Genomic DNA, 16353 nt, shown 5'->3' with positions numbered 1-16353 from the left:
CAGGGTGGCGCTCACAGGCCGAGCCGCTGGCGGGCGGCGGCGAGCGGCCGGCGCAGGATGGAGAGGATCAGCGGACTGCGCTCGCCATAGAGCTTGGCGATGCCCTTCAGCCCGATGCGGGGCGGGGCGACGGCGGGGTCGAGCGTCGCCTTCAATCGGTAGGCGACGACGCCGTCCGGGGTGGCTTCGGCCTGATAGCCGCTGTAGCTGAGCCGCGCGGCGATGACGTTCTGCGGATCGATGTTGAGGAAGAGGCGCACCTCGGCGTCGGGTTCCAGCGCGATGGCGTCGGCGACCGGAAGGCGGATTTCCAGTTCAGCCTCCTGAGGGTCGGCGACGGTGAGGATGCGCTCGCCGATCGTCACCGGCTTGCCGATCCAGTCCGCCACGTCGTTGAAGATGGCGATGCCGGCGCGCGGCGCGCGGATCTCGATGCGGTCCAGCAGCTCCTCGACATAGGCGACCTCGGCGGCCTGCTGGTCCATGCGCCCCTTGAGGACGGCCAGGTTGGCCTTGGCGCGGGCGTCGAACAGCGCCTGCTGGCCGGCCTGGCGATACTCGGTCTGCGCCACCTCCAGCGCCTTGCGGGCAACCTCCAGCCGGTTCTGCAGCTTGGTGCGGTCGAGCACCAGGAGCAGTTGCCCCTCGCGCACCGGCTCGTTCGGCTTCACCTCGAACCGGTCGACCACGCCGTCGATGGGAGCCCGCAGGATGGTCGGTTCGCGGGGAACCACCTCGGCCGGCGCCAGAGCCGACTGCGGCACCGGAAGCGCCAGCACCACCGCGGCCCCGGCCAGCAGCGCCGCCAGAAGCCCATGGCGCCAGCGCAGCCATGTGGAACGCCGGCGGCGCCCGGTGAGGGCGTGCCAGGCATGTCCGTAGGCGTCCGCGGCATAGCCCAGCAGGTGGAGCTCGCCGGGCGTCCAGTCCTCGTCGCGCGCCAGCAGCAGCGCGCAAGGATCGCGATCCCTGCGGCCGGGCAGCGGCAGCCAGAGCGCACGCGTCGGCAGCCACTCCCCCCAGGCGCGCGCGAGGTCGGGGGGAAGGTCCGCGGCGACGAGCTGCACCGGCTTGGCCGGGCCATGCTGCACGTGAATCCAGTCCAGCACGCGGCGCAGCCACATCACATAGGGGACCTGCCGGTCGACGACCGATACGCCGGACAGCGCCGCCACCGTGCCTTGCCCGCCCGCCCGGCCCCGCCACAGGACGGCCTGCCGGTAGCGCACCAGCCCCAGCGTCTCGTTCACGATCAGGAAACCGAGTTCCGCCGCCGTCGGTGCCGCCCGCGCGCGGCGTTCGAGCTGCAGCAGGCCGGTCAGCGCCAGAAGCCGGCGGTCGCCATCGGGGGCATTCCCAGGGGAAGCGGTCTTTTCCACCGCTGCGGTCGACATGGATCAGCCCCCCCGTGTTCTTCGATCGGCCCGACGGTCCGGCGATGCTTTCCTTCCGGGCGGCTTTTCAAATGCTTCGCAATGTCTTCACATAAGGTTAATGCCAGAGGCCGGCGGCATTCGCCGGCAGGGATTCCCGCGTTACGGGAAATCCGGGTCGCGACCGCCGCACAGGGGGCGGACGCCGGAATGGGTGGATCCTTCAAGACCGGCCGCAGCCGCCCGCGCGAGGCTCGGGACGGTCCCGACCGTCACCTTCCGAGGGAAAACGCGATGACACGCTCCGCCCGCTCGGCGCTCCTGGCGCTGGCCCTGCTGCCGGCAACAGCCCTGTCCCCGATCCTGTCCATTCCGGCCGAGGCGGCGGCACCACAGGTGCGCACGCAGGCGCCGGGCTTCTACCGCATGATGCTGGGCCGCACGGAGATCACCGCGCTGCTCGACGGCACCCATCCCTTCCCGATTCACGAGGTGGTGAACGGGATCGGCACGGCGTCCGCCGACGCGCTGCTGGAGCGGTCGAGCCTGGCGCCGCCGGTCGAGGGGTCGATCAACGCCTTCCTGGTCAACACCGGCGACCGGCTGGTGCTGATCGACAGCGGGGCCGGGGTGCTCTACGGCGCCGACGGCGGCCATCTGATGGCCAACCTGCGCGCTGCCGGCTATGCGCCGGAGCAGGTGGACGAGATCTACCTGACCCACCTGCACCGCGACCATGTCGGCGGCGTCGACCGCAGCGGCAGCATGGCCTTTCCCAACGCCGTCATCCGGGTGAGCCGCCGGGACAGCGACTACTGGCTCGACCCCGCCAACAAGGCGACGGCGCCGGGCTTCCTCGGCCCGATGTTCGACGGCGCCGCCGCCTCGCTGAAGCCCTACGTCGCGGCGGGCCGGCTGGCGCCCTTCGACGGCGAGACGCAACTGCTGCCGGAAATCCGCGCCATTCCCGGCCCCGGCCACACCCCAGGCCATACCATCTACCAGGTGCGCAGCGACGGGCAGACCCTGCTGGCCTGGGGCGACATCGTCCATGTGGCGGCCATCCAGTTCCCCTACCCCGCCGCCACGCTGAAATACGACAGCGACGAGCCCGACGCCCGGCGCGAGCGGGAGCGGCTGTTCGCCGAGGCGGCGCGGAACGGCTACTGGATCGCCGCGGCCCACATCTCCTTCCCCGGCCTCGGACACATCAGGCGGGACGACCAGGGCTATCATTGGCTGCCGGCCAACTACACCACCGTCATGGTCCCGGCCGCCCCGTAGGAAGACCGGCTTCCGGACGGGCATCCGGGCGGGCCTCTGGGCGGGCCTCTGGGCGGGCCTCTGGGCGGGCTTGTCCGTTTCGTTCAAAAATTCCCCGGCAGTTCCTTCAATAGAAGGCCCGGCCATTCCTGCACCCTGCCGGTGTACACGGCAAACCGGGAGGTGCGGCGATGAAGCCGATCAAGTGGGCGTTCGGGGGGGCGCTGGCCTGCCTGCTGGGGGTGGGCGCGTTCGCCGGCATCAGTTACCGGAGCGCCCTGCCCCCGATCCCCCCGCCGGCGGCCGACGGCTTTCCGGCCGAGCTGGTGGCAAAGGGGGCGACCCTGGCGGCGATCGGCGACTGCGTGGTCTGCCACACCGCCGACCAGGGGGCGGCCTATGCCGGCGGCCGGGCGCTGCCGACGCCGTTCGGCACGCTCTACGCCAGCAACATCACACCCGACGCCGCGACCGGGATCGGCAGCTGGTCGCTGGACGCCTTCAAGCGGGCGATGCGCGACGGGGTGGGACGCGACGGCAGCCATCTCTATCCCGCCCTGCCCTACGACCATTACCGGCGGGTGCATGACGGCGACCTGGAGGCGATCTACGCCTTCCTGATGACGCGCCAGCCGGTGTCGGCGCCGGCCAAGCCGAACGACATGATCTTCCCGCTCGGCTTCCGCCCGCTGCTGGCGGGCTGGAAGCTGATGTTCCTGCACCAGCCGGAGTTCCAGCCGGTGCCCGGCCGCGACGCGCAATGGAACCGCGGCGCCTACCTGGTGGAAGGGCTCGGCCATTGCGGCGGCTGCCACAGCCCGCGCAACCTCGCCGGCGCCGAGGAGGACGGGAGCAGCGCCTATTCCGGCGGGGTGGCCGAGGGCTGGACCGCGCCGGCGCTGACCGCCGCCAGCCGGGCGCCGGTGCCCTGGACGGCGGACAGCCTCTACGCCTACCTGCGGGCCGGGCTCGACGGCCGGCACGGCGTGGCGGCCGGACCGATGGGGCCGGTGGTCCATGGCCTGTCGCGCGCCCCCGAGGCCGACGTGCGGGCGATCGCCGTCTATATCGCCTCGCTGTCCGCCCCGCCGGGCGGGGCGGGGCAGCCCGCCGATCGGCCACCGGCCATCGACCGCGCCGACCGCGCCGCCCAGGCCGATCCGGCGGGTGCCGCCCTGTTCGCCGGCGCCTGCGCCGGCTGCCATGAGGCCGGCGCGCCGATGCTGACCCAGGGCCGTCCGCCGTTGGCGACCGCGACCGCCCTGCAGCTCGACGAGCCCGCCAACGCGCTGCGCGCCATCCTGAACGGCATCCATCCGCCGGCGGGGGCCGCCGGCCCGGCGATGCCGCCCTTCACGGCCAGCCTGACCGACGCGCAGGCCGCCCGTATCGCCGCCTACCTGCGCACCCGCTTCAGCGACCGCCCCGCCTGGACCGACCTGGAACAGGCGGCCGCAGAGATCCGTGAGGAGGACACCCGGCAATGACCGTCACCCTGACCATCAACGGTGCGGCGCACCGGCTGGAGGTGGATCCCTCCACCCCCCTGCTCTATGTCCTGCGCGGCGAGCTGGCGCTGAACGGCGCCAAATACGGCTGCGGCCTCGGCCAATGCGGCGCCTGCACCGTGCAGATCGACGGCAAGGCCGCCTTCTCCTGCCTGACCCCGGTGTCGGCGCTGGAGGGACGACAGATCCGCACCGTCGAGGGGCTGGGGACCGCCGAGGCCCCCGGCCTGCTGCAGGCGGCCTTCGAGGCCGAGCAGGCCGCCCAGTGCGGCTATTGCATCGCCGGCATGATCATGCGGGCGCAGGCGCTGCTCGACCGCGTCGCCGAGCCGGACGAGGCGCAGATCCGCGCCCACATGCAGACCAACCTCTGCCGCTGCGGAACCCACATGCGCATCCTGCGCGCCATCCGCCGGGCGGTGGCCATGAGGAAGGAGGGCCGGAAGGAGGCGCAAAAGGGGACGCGGGATGCGCCTGCAGGCACGCGGCAGGCGGCGGCCGAGCCGGTGCGGGAGGCGCGTCCATGACCGGCCTCCCGACCCGCGGCGCGGCGGCAAAGGACGCCACCCGCCTCTCCCGCCGCGGCTTCCTGGCGGGCGGCGCCCTGGTGGTGAGCTTCGCCCTGGCGCCCAGGGCCTTCGCGCAGCTCGCCGGCGGCGGCGAGGGCGGCGCCGGGCCGGCGGTGGTGGCGCCCGAGCTGGCGGGCAGCCTGCGCACCACCCCGTGGCTCGATGCCTGGATCCGCATCGGCGCCGACGGCCGGGCCACCGTCTTCACCGGCAAGGTCGAGCTCGGCCAGGGCATCCGCACCGCACTGCTCCAGGTGGCGGCGGAGGAGCTGGACATGCCGCCCGCCCGCATCACCCTGGTCACCGCCGACACCGACCGCACCCCCGACGAGGGGCTGACCGCCGGCAGCCATTCCATGCAGGACAGCGGCACGGCGATCCGCAACGCCGCCGCCAACGTCCGCATGCTGCTGGCGCAGGAAGCGGCGCGTGGCTGGGGTGTCGCGGCCGACACGGTCGCCACCGGCGGCGACGGGATGCTGCGCGCAGCCGACGGGCGCAGCCTGGGCTACGGCGACGCCGCCGCCCGGCTGTCGCTGCATGTCAAGGCGGTGCCGGACGCGCCGCTGCGCGATCCCGCCGGCTACCGCACGATGGGACGCGACCTGCCGCGGATCGACATCCCGGCCAAGCTGACCGGCGGCGCCGCCTACCTGCACGACCTCCGGCTGCCGGGCATGCTGCACGCCCGCGTCGTCCGCGGCCCCAGCGTCGGCACCCGGCTGCGCGAGCCGGACGTCGCGGCCGTCAGCCGCATGCCGGGGGTGGTCGGGATCGTCCGGCGCGGCGCCTTCCTGGCGGTGGTGGCCGAGCGGGAATGGACGGCGGTCCAGGCGCTGCGCCACCTCCAGCGCGCCGCCTACGGCCGGGATGCCGGCACCCAGCCACAGGAGCCGCTTCCCGCCGGCGGCGAGGGAGGTGGCGCCGGGGGTGGCGCAGAGGGCGGCGCAGAGGGCGGCGGCCCGATGTCCGCCGACGCCATCGCCGCGGCGCTGACCGCGCTGCCGGCGCGCGACATCCCGATCATGGACACCCGCGGCCCCACCGGGCCGGCGGCCCATAGCGTACGGGCGCGCTATGTCCGGCCCTGGATCAGCCATGGCTCGATCGGCCCCTCCTGCGCCGTCGCCCTGTTCGAGGGCGGCGCCATGACGGTGTGGACCCACAGCCAGGGCCCCTTCGACGTCCACCGCGTCGTCGCCGAGCTGGTCGGCCTGCCGCCGGACAAGGTGCGGGCCATCCACGCGGAGGGCGCCGGCTGCTACGGCCAGAACGGGGCCGACGACGTCGCCGCCGACGCCGCGGTGATCGCCATGGCGACGCCCGGCCGGCCGATCCGCCTGCAGTGGATGCGCGAGCAGGAGTTCGGCTGGGAGCCGCTCGGCCCCGGCATGATGACGCAGCTTGAGGCGGCGCTCGGCGCCGACGGCCGCATCGTATCCTGGCGGCACGAGGTGTGGAGCAACCCCCACAACAACCGCCCGGTCGGCGCCGGCGGCGTTCTGGCGGGCAACGAGGCCGATCCGCCCTTCCCGGTGCCGGAGGGCAAGCCGATCCCGATGCCGGAGGGCGACGGCAGCCGCAACTCCAACCCGCTGTACAGCTTCGCCAACACCCATGTCGTCTATCACTTCATCAAGGACATGCCGGTGCGGGTGTCGGCCCTGCGCTCGCTGGGCGCCCACCTGAACGTCTTCTCGATCGAGAGCATGCTCGACGAGCTGGCGGCGGCGGCGAACATCGACCCGCTGGCGCTGCGGCTCGCCCATATGGAGGACCAGCGCGCCCGCGAGGTGATGCAGCGGGCGGCCGACGGTTTCGGCTGGGGCAGCCGGCCGAAGGGCGACGGGCGGCGCGGCTGCGGCATGGCCTTCGCCCGCTACAAGAATCTCGGCGCCTACTGCGCGGTGGCACTGGAGGTGGAGGTCGACCGCGAGACCGGCCGGGTGGCGATCCGCCGTGCCGTCGCCGCGGTGGATTGCGGCCAGCCGGCCAGCCCGGACGGCGTGCGCAACCAGATCGAGGGCGCGCTGGTGCAGTCCTTCAGCTGGACCAGCCGCGAGGGCATGCGCTTCGCCGGCGACCGGCGCGCCGGGTTCGACTGGAGCAGCTATCCCATCCTGCGCTTCGGGGATGTGCCGGACGCCGTCGAGGTGCTGGTGATGGACCGTCCGGGCGCCCCCTTCCTCGGCACGGCCGAGGCGGCGCAGGGGCCGACGGCAGCGGCGCTCGCCAACGCCATCGCCGACGCCACCGGCATCCGCCTGCGCGACATGCCGCTCAGCGCCGACCGCCTCAAGGCGGCGCTGGGTCCGGTGTGACCGGGCGCGCCAGGGCGAGGGAAGCCGGGATTGGGGAAGAGGAGGACATGCGGCCATGACATCCTTGCGGGTGAGGATCGCCGGCGGCTCGGTCGGCGGCCTGTTCGCCGCGGCGCTGCTGCGGCGGGACGGGCATGACGTCCGTCTCTATGAACGCTCGTCCGGCGGGCTGGCCGGGCGCGGCGCCGGGCTGGTCGGGCAGCGCGATCTCTTCGCATTGCTGCGCGAGGTCGGGTGCGAGCATGTCGCCGACGTCGGCGTCGTCGCCTGGGAGCGCATCTTCCTCGACCGCGCCGGCACGATCGGGCACCTGCAGCGGACCCCCCAGACCCAGATCTCCTGGGACCACCTGTTCCGGACGATGCGGAGCAAGGTGGAGGACGGGGACTATGTGCCGGGCCGCGCGGTGCGGGCGGTGGAACAGGACGCCGACGGCGCCCGCCTGCTGTTCGAGGATGGCGGCAGCGAGGAGGCCGACCTCGTCATCGGCGCCGACGGGCTGGGGTCGGTGGTGCGCGGTGCGGTGGCGGGCGACGGCAGCAGGAACGTCTATGCCGGCTATGTCGCCTGGCGCGGCCTGATCCCGGAGCGGGAGGTGCCGCCGGAAGCCGCCGTGCTGATGAACCGCTTCGCCTTCTACGAGATGCCGCGGTCGCATGCCCTGGGCTACCTGGTCGCCGGTCCCGGCGGCGAGACGGAGGCCGGGTCGCGCCGCTACAATTGGGTCTGGTACCGCCCGGTCGGCGAAGCCGACCTGCCGGCGACGCTGACGGCGGCCGACGGACGCCGCCATCCCTTCTCGCTGGCCCCAGGGCAGGTCCCGCCGGAGGCGGCGGCGCTGTTGCGGGCGGACGCGGCGGCGCTGCTGCCCACCCCCTTCGCCGCCGTCGTGGCGGCGGAGCCGCGGCCCTTCGTCCAGGCGATCTTCGACTATGAGCCGCCGGTGATGGCGTCGGGCCGGGTGGCCCTGCTCGGCGATGCCGCCTTCGTGGTCAGGCCGCACACCGCCATGGGCGTCGCCAAGGCCGCCGGCGACGCCCTGGCGCTGCGCCGGGCGCTGGCGCGGCACGGCGGCGTCGCCGAGGCGCTGCGCGCCTACGACGAGGAGCGCCATCCCGCCAACGCCGCCATCGCCGCCTACGGCCGCCGGCTGGGCGCCACGCTGGGATGAGGGGCGGCGGCCGGTGCCGGGGGCACCGGCCCCTCCGGGCGGCGCAGCGTCTCGTTCCAGCGCCAGGCCGGCGCGGCGGAGCGGATGGGAACGCCGCCAACCCAGCGGTCCGGCGGATCGAGCGACAGCCAGTCGATCTCGCCCCGAAGGACCGCCCGTCCTTCCGCCGTGATCTGCAGCCGCCACTGCGGCCACGGCACCTCCGGCGCCCGGTCCAGAATCCTGAAGGCCGGCACGCGGGCGCTGGCCATGGCCCGCAGCAGCGCCAGGAACATGACGTCGCCCAGCCAGGGCAGCGGCTCGTCTTCGGACATCAGACGGGCGAACACCTGCCCGACCGTCCTAACCTCGCCGTCGATCCGGTGGAGGATCAGGCGTTCGGTCAGCGAGAGCCCGTCGCCGGTCCAGGGCAGCTCCCGCAGGTGCCGCCGCAAGGCCCGCGGCAGGTCCGGCAGACCGTCAAATTGGCACCCGGCGAGAGTCGCGAGGGCGCCGGGGTCGTCGCTGCGCAGCGCGTCCCAGGCGCGCCGCCCGGTCGCCAGCTCGGCACCGGTGAGGGCGCGCCGCGTCCGCCACAGCAGGCGGATCGCCTCGGGCGGGAGCTGGCCCAGCCCGATGAAGCGGCGGGAGCCCGGGAACTGGTTGATGGAGATCAGCTCCAGCACCGGCGGCGCGCCGGTGTCGCCGAACCACGCCAGGCAGCGCACCAGCGTGAGCTGGTCGTAGCTGTCATGCTCGCACCAGAGGACGACCCGCTCGTAGTCCGCGGCGGCACGGGACAGCGCCTCCTCCTCCCGCCGCAGCTTCCCGACGACCGCCGGCTCCGCCAACCCCATGACTCCGCCGTAGGAGTCGGCGATGAAGCGGGCCCGCACCGGCACCAGATCCGGGACGTCCGGCACCGGCCCCTGGCAGTAGGGATCGGAATATTCCAGGAAATCGCCGATGAAGCCGGCGGCGGCCAGGGTCGGGCGGATGTCGGAGCCGCAGCGGACATGCAGCGTCCGCATCGTCCCGTCCGGTGCCGGGCTGGATTGGTCGATCGCCGCGCGCTCCCGCTCCATCGCGGCGACATGCGCCCGCAGCCGCTGCCAGCTCCGGCTGCCGACCTCCCGGGCGATGACGAACTGCGCATCGGCGAGGCGGGCCTCCGCCGGCGCCCTGGCCGGCGCCCTGGCCGGTGCCCTAGTGGGCTCACTGGCCGGCTCTCCAGAAAGATGGGCATGCCAGCGCGCAAGCGCCGCCGGATCGCCGGCGCGGACATCGCGAAGCAGCTCCTTCGCACGCTTCTTCTGCTGTTCGAGGTTGAGGCGGAACGGCGCCTCGGGCCGGCCGGACAGGTCGGTCATGACAATCCCTTTTCATCCACGTCCGTGTCCGCCGACAGACAGAAAAGGGAGAAGTCAGGCATCCCGATGCTGTGGTCGCGGGCGCAGCCCTTTCCGCGGACGTGGAGGGTTCAACCAGACCCGGAATCCTGGGTAGGACATGGCGAGGCGGCTTGTCAACAGTCCGGTCGGCGGGCCGCCCACCACCGCATCCCGGCAGTGGCCGACCGGTTGTGCCCACTCCGGCGCGGGGCTGGTCTGCGTCGCCTTGCATTGCAAGCACCTTGACCATCGCGTCCATCGGTCTCAGTTTTTGATCATCTGATCTAAAACACCGGGCCCGCGGTGGGCGGGCAGGAGGGCACGGATGGCGCGACCGCGGACATTCGACGAGAAGGCGGTGCTGGACGCGGCGGTCGACCGCTTCTGGACGCAAGGCTACGAGGCGACCTCGACGCGGGAGCTGGCGCAGAGCATGCACATGACGCTCGCCAGCATGCACAACGCCTTCGGCGACAAGCGGACGCTGTTCCGCCGGGCGCTCGACCATTACCTGGACGGCTCCCTGCGCCGGCGCATCGCCAGGCACGAGGCGGCCCCCTCCGCCGGCGTCGCCATCGCCGGCTTCCTGCGCGAAAGCGTCGAGCGGTCGCTGGGCGACGGGCGGCAGCGCGGCTGCCTGCTGGTCAATTCGGCGCTGGAGGTCACGCCGGCCGACCCGGACATGCAGGCGTTCCTGGATGCCGAGCTGATGACGATCGAATCCTTCTTCCGGCGCTGCATCGCCCGGGGACGGCAGAGCGGCGAGATCCCCGACGGCCCCGCCCCCGAGGACGCCGCGCGCCTGCTCTTCGCGAGCCTGCTCGGCATCCGCGTGCTGGCGCGCGTCCGCCCGGACCGCGACCTGCTGGAAGGGGCGGCGCGCGCCGCCCTGGCATGCCTCGGCCTGCCGGCGCTGCCGGCACCGCACTCACCGGACGCCGCCGCTTCGACCGGCAGCGCCGCCAACGGGAACACAGCATCATGACCAGAAAGACCGCGGGCGGCGCCGAGGGCGCCACGCCAGTTGGTGCCAAGCCAGTTGGTGCCAAGCTCGATGGCGCCGCCTGGGCGGCGATCGTCTCCGGGATGGCCGGCAGCCTGGTCGCCATCGGGCTGGCGCGCTTCGCCTACACTCCCCTGGTGCCATCGCTGATCCAGGCGCACTGGTTCTCCGCCGGCGATGCCGTCACGCTGGGGGCGGCGAACTTCGCCGGCTACCTCGCCGGCGCCCTGCTCGGCAGGCCGATGGCGGCGCTGGTGCCGCCGCGCGCCCTGCTGCGCCTGCTGATGCTGGCGACCTCGCTTGCCTTCATCGCCTGTGCCTGGCCGCTGTCGCTGCCCTGGTTCTTCGCCTGGCGCTTCCTCTCCGGCCTCGGCGGCGGCGCCATCATGGTGCTGGTGGCGACGACCATCCTGCCGCACATCCCGGCCGCCCGGCGCGGCTTCGCCAGCGGCATGATCTTCGTCGGCATCGGGCTTGGCATCGCCGCCTCCGGCACGGCGGTGCCGGCGCTGATGCGGCTGGGGCTGCCGGAAACATGGCTCGGGCTGGGCGCCCTGTCGCTGCTGATGACCGCGCTGTCCTGGTTCGGCTGGCCTGCCGCGTCGCCGCCTGCCACCCCGGCGGCCCCGGTCGGGCACGCCCCGCGCCATGAGGGACGGGTGCTGCGGTCGCTCTATGCCGAATATGCGCTGAACGCGCTGGGGCTGGTGCCGGTGATGCTGCTGCTGGTCGACTACGTCGCCCGCGGCCTGCATCACGGCGCCGACATCGGCGCGCTCTACTGGGTGTTGTATGGCGTGGCCTCGGTGGCCGGGCCGGTGGTGGCCGGAACCGTCGCCGACCGCATCGGCTATGCCGCCACCTACCGCATCGGCCTGCTGCTGCAGGCGGCAGCCGTGGCGACCCTGGCAGCCAGCGGCCACCCGCTGGCGGTCGCCGCCGCGACGGTGGTGGTCGGCGCCCTGACGCCGGGCGTGGTGCCGCTGGTGCTCGGCCGCATCCACGAACTGCTGCCGCACAGCCATGCCGAGCAGCGGGCGGCCTGGAGCCGGGCGACCACGGCCTTCGCGCTGTTCCAGGCGCTGGCCGGCTACGGCTATTCCTATCTCTTCGCCCACAGCGGCGAGAGCTATGCCCTGGTGTTCGTCTGCGGTGCGGGCTCGCTGGCGGTGGCGCTCGGCGTCGACATCCTCGCCAACGCGCGGCACCGGCGGGCGCTCGCCCGCGCCGCCGCCTGAGGGCGGCGATATGAGGCTGGCGATGCCGGGGCCGGCCGCCCGCCAGCCGGCCCCGGCTTCCCGGCCCCGGTTACCGTTCCCAGTTGCGGACGATGGCGTCGATCGTCCCGTCCGTCTTGAGCTTCTCGTAGGCCGCACGCAGCCGTTCGGCATTCTCCGTCCGGGGCTTGGGGACGGAGATGTAGCGGGGCACCATGGCCAGGGGCTTGGGAAGGATCTTGACCGAGCCGGTTCGGCCCTCGTTCTCGGCGAGATAGGTGAGCACCTGCAGATCGCCGGCGATGGCGTCGACGCGGCCGAGAAGCAGGCGCCGGAACGAGACGACATTGCTGCTGCTGTCGACCTTCTCGAAAAGCTCGGACCTGTCGAATTCGGGCGTGTACTCGAACCCTTCGACGACGCCGATCCGCAGCCCCCGCAGGTCCTCGATGCCGGTGTAGCCGATGGTCGAATCGCTGCGGACCATCAGAACGGTCGCTCCGACCCGGTACGGCCCGATCAGATGGCCGCGCTCCAGCCGGCGGGGCGAGGTGAAGAACTGGAAGGCGACATCCACCTCGTTCTTATCATGGGCACGCACCACTTCCGGCCATGTCATCGGACGATGAACCGGATAGACGCCGATTTCCTTCAACAGGGCCTCGACGATCTCGGTGTCCATCCCGGTCCTCTTGCCGCGCAGCGTGAAATTGTAGGGCGGAAAGAAATCCTCGGAAGCGACGGTCCAATTCTCGGCACGAGCCGGAACCGCGGTGACAACCAGCGTGGCGGCCGATGCGGCGGCCAGCATCACCACCATGGTTCTTAATAAAATATTCAATCTCTCAAGGAATGGGGCTTTTCGTTCCGAAGTGGAAATGTCACTGAGCCTGGAAATCATCGGTTTCGCCAGCAAGCCGGAGTTCAGAGGATGGCGCTTCGTCTGGTAAAGCGTCATTCGTGTGCTCCGCGCAGTGGTACATCGCCACGCCCGATTGGGGAAGAACTCTTCTCGACATCCTGCCGTGCAGCCTGATGCCCTCGGTTGGACAAAGGCCTTCTTCAACATCACGACCGCCCCCGCGGGACGCGCGAGGCGCGTTACGGCAGCATCCTCCTGATCCGGGCAGGCCCGCCTGCGCCGGGAAGCGCCGGAGCCGTCACCCGCGAGAGCCGGGCGAACCCGTCTCGCGACGATGACGGCCGCGGCGATGACAGGTCAGCCGATGAAGTCGATGAGGTCGCGGTTCAGCCTGTCCGGCGCCGTCGCGAACAGCCCGTGCGGCTCCCCGTCATACTCGATCAGTTTGGCCCCCGCGATCCCCTGCGCCGCCGCGCGGCCGGAGGGGGTGATCGGCACGGTCTTGTCGGACGTGCCGTGGATGACCAGGGTCGGCACCGTGAAGGAGCGGAGATCCTGGCGGAAGTCGGTCTTGCCGAACGCATCGACGCAGTCGATCGTCGCCTTCGGGCTCGCCATCAGCGCCAGCACGAAGGTCCAGTCGAGCAGGGCGCTGCTGACCGGGCTGGACACCAGGCCGACACCGTAGAACTGCTTGGCGAAGCTCTGCAGGAAGGCGAAGCGGTCCTTGCGGATCTGTGCCTTCATGTCGTCGAAGACGCTCTGGTCGACGCCGTCGGGGTTGTCCGCGCCCTTCAGTAGATAGGGCACGACGGACGCGACCAGCGCCACTTTGGCGATCCGCCCGGCGCCGTGCCGCGTCAGGTAGCGCGCGATCTCGCCGCCGCCCATGGAAAATCCCACGAGCGTGGCGCCCTGCAGGTCGAGGGCATCGAGGACGGCCGCCAGATCGTCGGCGAAGGTGTCGTAATCGTAGCCGGACGCCGGATGGCCCGACTGCCCGAAGCCTCGGCGGTCGTAGGTGACGACCCGGTACCCGGCCTCGAGCAGGGCGAGGCCCTGATACTCGAACATGTCGCCCGTCAGGGGCCATCCGTGGATGAGGACGACGGGCCGCCCGTGCCCGCCGTCCTTGACATGGAGCTTGGTGCCATCTTTCGCTTCGACGAATGCCATCATTGATCTCCGTGGGACTTCCCAGCGGGTAACCGGCCGCCCGGCCCGGCGTTCCAGACGCATTCGCACCGGACGGCGTCCGTCACCGGACGGAGGGATGGGCGACGGGGATGCCACGGCCTTCCGGAACAGTGGATCTGTGGACTGCGGACCGGAAAGCGTCACGGACGAAGCGACAGCAGCCGCAGGGCGTTGGCGGTGACCAGGACGGTGGCGCCGGTGTCGGCGAGGATCGCCGGCCACAGCCCGGTGATCCCGGCCACGGTGGTGACGAGGAACACGGCCTTCAGCCCCAGCGCCAGCACGATGTTCTGGCGGATGTTCGCCATGGTCCGGCGCGACAGATGGACCATCGCCGCCACGTCGCCGACCCGGGCATGCAGCGCGGCGGCGTCCGCGGTTTCCAGCGCCACGTCGGCGCCGCCGCCCATGGCGATGCCGACGTCGGCGGCGGCGAGCGCCGGGGCGTCGTTGATGCCGTCGCCGACCTTGGCGACCCGCTCGCCCCGCGCCTGCAGGTCGCGAACGATGCGCTGCTTGTCCTCCGGCAGAAGCTCAGCATGGGGCTCCACCCCCAGCCTGTCCGCCACCGCCCTAGCGGTCCGGGCATTGTCGCCCGTCACCATCAGCGACCGGATCCCGGCCGCGCGCAACGCCGCGACGCCGGCCTGCGCATCGGCCCGCGGCTCGTCGCGCATCGCCAGCAGGCCCGACACCCGGCCGTCCACCAGCAGGACCGACACCGTCTTGCCCTCGCCGTTCAGCGCGGCGACCCGTTCCGCCTGGTCCGGCGTCAGGGCGGCCCGCTCCTGGGCGGCCTGCGGCGAGACCAGGGCCAACTCCAGCCCGTCCATCCATCCCCGCACGCCCTTGCCGGCGAGCGCACCGGCGTCGGACGCCGGGGTGACGGCCAGTCCGGCCTCCGCCGCGGCGGCGAGGACCGCCTTGGCCAGGGGGTGGCTCGACCCGGTTTCCAGCGCGGCCGCCCGGAGCAGCACCTCTTGCTCGCCGCCTGCGAAGGCGATCACGTCGGTGACCCGCGGCCTGCCCTCGGTCAGGGTGCCGGTCTTGTCGAAGGCGACGGTGGTGATGCGGCCCAGCGCCTCCAGCACGGCGCCGCCCTTCATCAGCAGGCCGCGGCGCGCCCCGTTGGACAGGCCGGCGGCGATCGCCGCCGGGGTGGAGATCACCAGGGCGCAGGGGCAGCCGATCAGCAGGACGGCCAGCCCCTTGTAGACCCACTCCCCCCAGCTTCCCCCGGCCAGCAGCGGCGGCAGCACGGCGACGAGCGCCGCCACGACGACGACCCCCGGCGTGTACCAGCGGGAGAAACGGTCGATGAAGCGTTCGGTCGGCGCCTTGCTCTCCTGCGCCTCCTCGACCAGCCGGACCACGCGGGCGATGGTGTTGTCCTTCGCCGCCGCGCTGACCCGCACCCGCAGGGTGCCGTCACCGTTGATGGTGCCGGCGAACACCCGGTCGCCTTCGCCCTTGCGCTTGGGCACGCTCTCGCCGGTCACCGGCGCTTCGTCGAGCGCGCTGTCCCCAGACAGGATCACCCCGTCGGCGGCCACCCGGTCGCCCGGGCGCACTAGGATGACGGCGCCGACTGTCAGGCTCGATGCCGGCACCGACCGCGGCCCGCCATCCCGCTCCATGCCGTCCCGCCCCCTGCCGTCCCCTTCGACCAGGGCGGTATCGGGCATCAGGCCGATCAGTCCCTGGATGCTGGCGCGGGCACGGCCGGCGGCGACCCCTTCCAGCAATTCACCGACCAGGAACAGGAAGACGACCGCCGTCGCCTCCTCCACCGCCCCGATGACGACGGCGCCCACCGCCGCGATGGTCATCAGCATCTCGATCGAAAAGGGCGTGCCGGAGCCGGCGGCGGCCATGGCACGGCGCGCGATCGGCAGCAGGCCGACCGCCATCGCCAGCAGGAAGGCCCATTGCGAGATGGCGGGAACCAGCGCCCCCACGACATAGGCGGCGCCGAGGGCGAGGCCGGAGGCGAGCGCCAGCCGGGCCTTCGGCCGACGCCACCAGGGAAGCTCGGCGAAGGCAGGATCCGGGTCCTCCGCGGCACCATGCACATGCCCGTGGGAATGGGAATGGGAATGGGCGTGATCGTGCCCGTGGCCATCCCCTCCGGCATGGGAATGATCGTGGCCACAGCAGGAACCGGTGTCATGGTTCCGCTCCATGGCGCCGCCGCCAGCCGTCAGGACCTCGGCGGGACCGGTCTGGTAGCCCAGCCGGGCGACGGGGGCGATGATGGCCTCGCTGCCGGTCGACGGGTCGTGGGTGACGGTCATCGTGCCGTTGGGCACGGAGACCCGGACCTCATGCACCCCGGCCACCCGCCGCAGCGCGGTTTCGATCTTCGCGGCGCAGGAGCCGCAATCCATCCCGCTCACCCGGAAACGGGTCCGCTGCCGGTCCTGCGGGGTCGTTTCGTCGATGGCGCTCATGGCAGGCTCCCTTGTCGATGTCATGCCATGACCGTACATTCTCCAGCGA

General features: G+C 72.4%; 12 protein-coding genes. 7 read left to right on the top strand and 5 right to left on the bottom strand.

Features of this window, described 5'->3' with window-relative positions:
- Positions 1-11 precede the first annotated feature (11 nt).
- Positions 12-1394: an efflux RND transporter periplasmic adaptor subunit gene (locus tag J2850_RS22730; protein ID WP_209986723.1), complete on the bottom strand. Its 1383-nt coding sequence runs from the start codon at positions 1392-1394 to the stop codon at positions 12-14.
- Positions 1395-1667: 273 nt separating this feature from the next.
- On the opposite strand from J2850_RS22730, the gene J2850_RS22725 reads away from it, so the two are divergent.
- The 5 genes from J2850_RS22725 to J2850_RS22705 all read left to right on the top strand — a co-directional run bounded on the left by J2850_RS22725 (position 1668) and on the right by J2850_RS22705 (position 8205).
- Entirely contained in the window at positions 1668-2657 is a 990-nt protein-coding gene (locus J2850_RS22725) for an MBL fold metallo-hydrolase (RefSeq protein WP_209986721.1), read from the top strand.
- A 170-nt stretch (positions 2658-2827) separates the two neighbouring features.
- Entirely contained in the window at positions 2828-4123 is a 1296-nt protein-coding gene (locus J2850_RS22720) for a c-type cytochrome (RefSeq protein WP_209986719.1), read from the top strand.
- The gene (locus tag J2850_RS22715) at positions 4120-4671 is read left to right on the top strand and encodes a (2Fe-2S)-binding protein (protein ID WP_209986718.1); all 552 of its coding nucleotides are present in this window, start codon (positions 4120-4122) and stop codon (positions 4669-4671) included. The genes J2850_RS22720 and J2850_RS22715 overlap by 4 nt, the downstream gene beginning before the upstream one ends.
- On the top strand, positions 4668-7034 hold the full coding sequence (locus J2850_RS22710; RefSeq protein WP_209986715.1) for a xanthine dehydrogenase family protein molybdopterin-binding subunit: 2367 nt from the start codon (positions 4668-4670) through the stop codon (positions 7032-7034). The genes J2850_RS22715 and J2850_RS22710 overlap by 4 nt, the downstream gene beginning before the upstream one ends.
- A 55-nt stretch (positions 7035-7089) precedes the next feature.
- Positions 7090-8205 carry an FAD binding domain-containing protein gene (locus J2850_RS22705; protein WP_209986713.1) on the top strand — a complete coding sequence of 372 codons (1116 nt, stop codon included), beginning with the start codon at positions 7090-7092 and terminating at the stop codon, positions 8203-8205.
- On the opposite strand, the gene J2850_RS22700 is transcribed toward J2850_RS22705, so the two are convergent.
- The gene (locus J2850_RS22700) at positions 8172-9554 is read right to left on the bottom strand and encodes a DUF1835 domain-containing protein (protein WP_209986712.1); all 1383 of its coding nucleotides are present in this window, start codon (positions 9552-9554) and stop codon (positions 8172-8174) included. The two genes, J2850_RS22705 and J2850_RS22700, sit on opposite strands and share 34 nt — an antisense overlap.
- Before the next feature lie 346 nt (positions 9555-9900).
- Between J2850_RS22700 and J2850_RS22695 the strand changes: the two genes are divergently transcribed.
- Entirely contained in the window at positions 9901-10560 is a 660-nt protein-coding gene (locus J2850_RS22695; RefSeq protein ID WP_209986710.1) for a TetR/AcrR family transcriptional regulator, read from the top strand.
- Positions 10557-11816, top strand: a complete 1260-nt coding sequence (locus tag J2850_RS22690; RefSeq protein ID WP_209986707.1) for a YbfB/YjiJ family MFS transporter — start codon at positions 10557-10559, stop codon at positions 11814-11816. The genes J2850_RS22695 and J2850_RS22690 overlap by 4 nt, the downstream gene beginning before the upstream one ends.
- Positions 11817-11886: 70 nt before the next feature.
- Here J2850_RS22690 and J2850_RS22685 read toward each other — a convergent pair whose 3' ends face one another.
- From J2850_RS22685 to J2850_RS22675, 3 genes are all read right to left on the bottom strand, one after another.
- The gene (locus J2850_RS22685) at positions 11887-12753 is read right to left on the bottom strand and encodes a substrate-binding periplasmic protein (RefSeq protein ID WP_246513378.1); all 867 of its coding nucleotides are present in this window, start codon (positions 12751-12753) and stop codon (positions 11887-11889) included.
- 261 nt (positions 12754-13014) lie between these two features.
- Positions 13015-13836 (bottom strand): alpha/beta fold hydrolase, encoded by an 822-nt coding sequence (locus tag J2850_RS22680; protein ID WP_370878950.1) that lies wholly within the window; start codon positions 13834-13836, stop codon positions 13015-13017.
- 158 nt (positions 13837-13994) lie between these two features.
- Positions 13995-16304: a heavy metal translocating P-type ATPase gene (locus J2850_RS22675; RefSeq protein WP_209986704.1), complete on the bottom strand. Its 2310-nt coding sequence runs from the start codon at positions 16302-16304 to the stop codon at positions 13995-13997.
- Positions 16305-16353: the final 49 nt, after the last annotated feature.

This window comes from Azospirillum picis, from assembly GCF_017876115.1.
Lineage (GTDB): Bacteria > Pseudomonadota > Alphaproteobacteria > Azospirillales > Azospirillaceae > Azospirillum > Azospirillum picis.
This window is presented reverse-complemented; position numbering and strand designations above follow the sequence as displayed.

Excerpts from the sequence above, each read along its gene's own strand:
- J2850_RS22730 (WP_209986723.1), bottom strand. The coding sequence starts at position 1,394 with ATGTCGACCGCAGCGGTGGAAAAGACCGCTTCCCCTGGGAATGCCCCC.
- J2850_RS22725 (WP_209986721.1), top strand. The coding sequence starts at position 1,668 with ATGACACGCTCCGCCCGCTCGGCGCTCCTGGCGCTGGCCCTGCTGCCG.
- J2850_RS22720 (WP_209986719.1), top strand. The coding sequence starts at position 2,828 with ATGAAGCCGATCAAGTGGGCGTTCGGGGGGGCGCTGGCCTGCCTGCTG.
- J2850_RS22715 (WP_209986718.1), top strand. The coding sequence starts at position 4,120 with ATGACCGTCACCCTGACCATCAACGGTGCGGCGCACCGGCTGGAGGTG.
- J2850_RS22710 (WP_209986715.1), top strand. The coding sequence starts at position 4,668 with ATGACCGGCCTCCCGACCCGCGGCGCGGCGGCAAAGGACGCCACCCGC.
- J2850_RS22705 (WP_209986713.1), top strand. The coding sequence starts at position 7,090 with ATGACATCCTTGCGGGTGAGGATCGCCGGCGGCTCGGTCGGCGGCCTG.
- J2850_RS22700 (WP_209986712.1), bottom strand. The coding sequence starts at position 9,554 with ATGACCGACCTGTCCGGCCGGCCCGAGGCGCCGTTCCGCCTCAACCTC.
- J2850_RS22695 (WP_209986710.1), top strand. The coding sequence starts at position 9,901 with ATGGCGCGACCGCGGACATTCGACGAGAAGGCGGTGCTGGACGCGGCG.
- J2850_RS22690 (WP_209986707.1), top strand. The coding sequence starts at position 10,557 with ATGACCAGAAAGACCGCGGGCGGCGCCGAGGGCGCCACGCCAGTTGGT.
- J2850_RS22685 (WP_246513378.1), bottom strand. The coding sequence starts at position 12,753 with ATGACGCTTTACCAGACGAAGCGCCATCCTCTGAACTCCGGCTTGCTG.
- J2850_RS22680 (WP_370878950.1), bottom strand. The coding sequence starts at position 13,836 with ATGATGGCATTCGTCGAAGCGAAAGATGGCACCAAGCTCCATGTCAAG.
- J2850_RS22675 (WP_209986704.1), bottom strand. The coding sequence starts at position 16,304 with ATGAGCGCCATCGACGAAACGACCCCGCAGGACCGGCAGCGGACCCGT.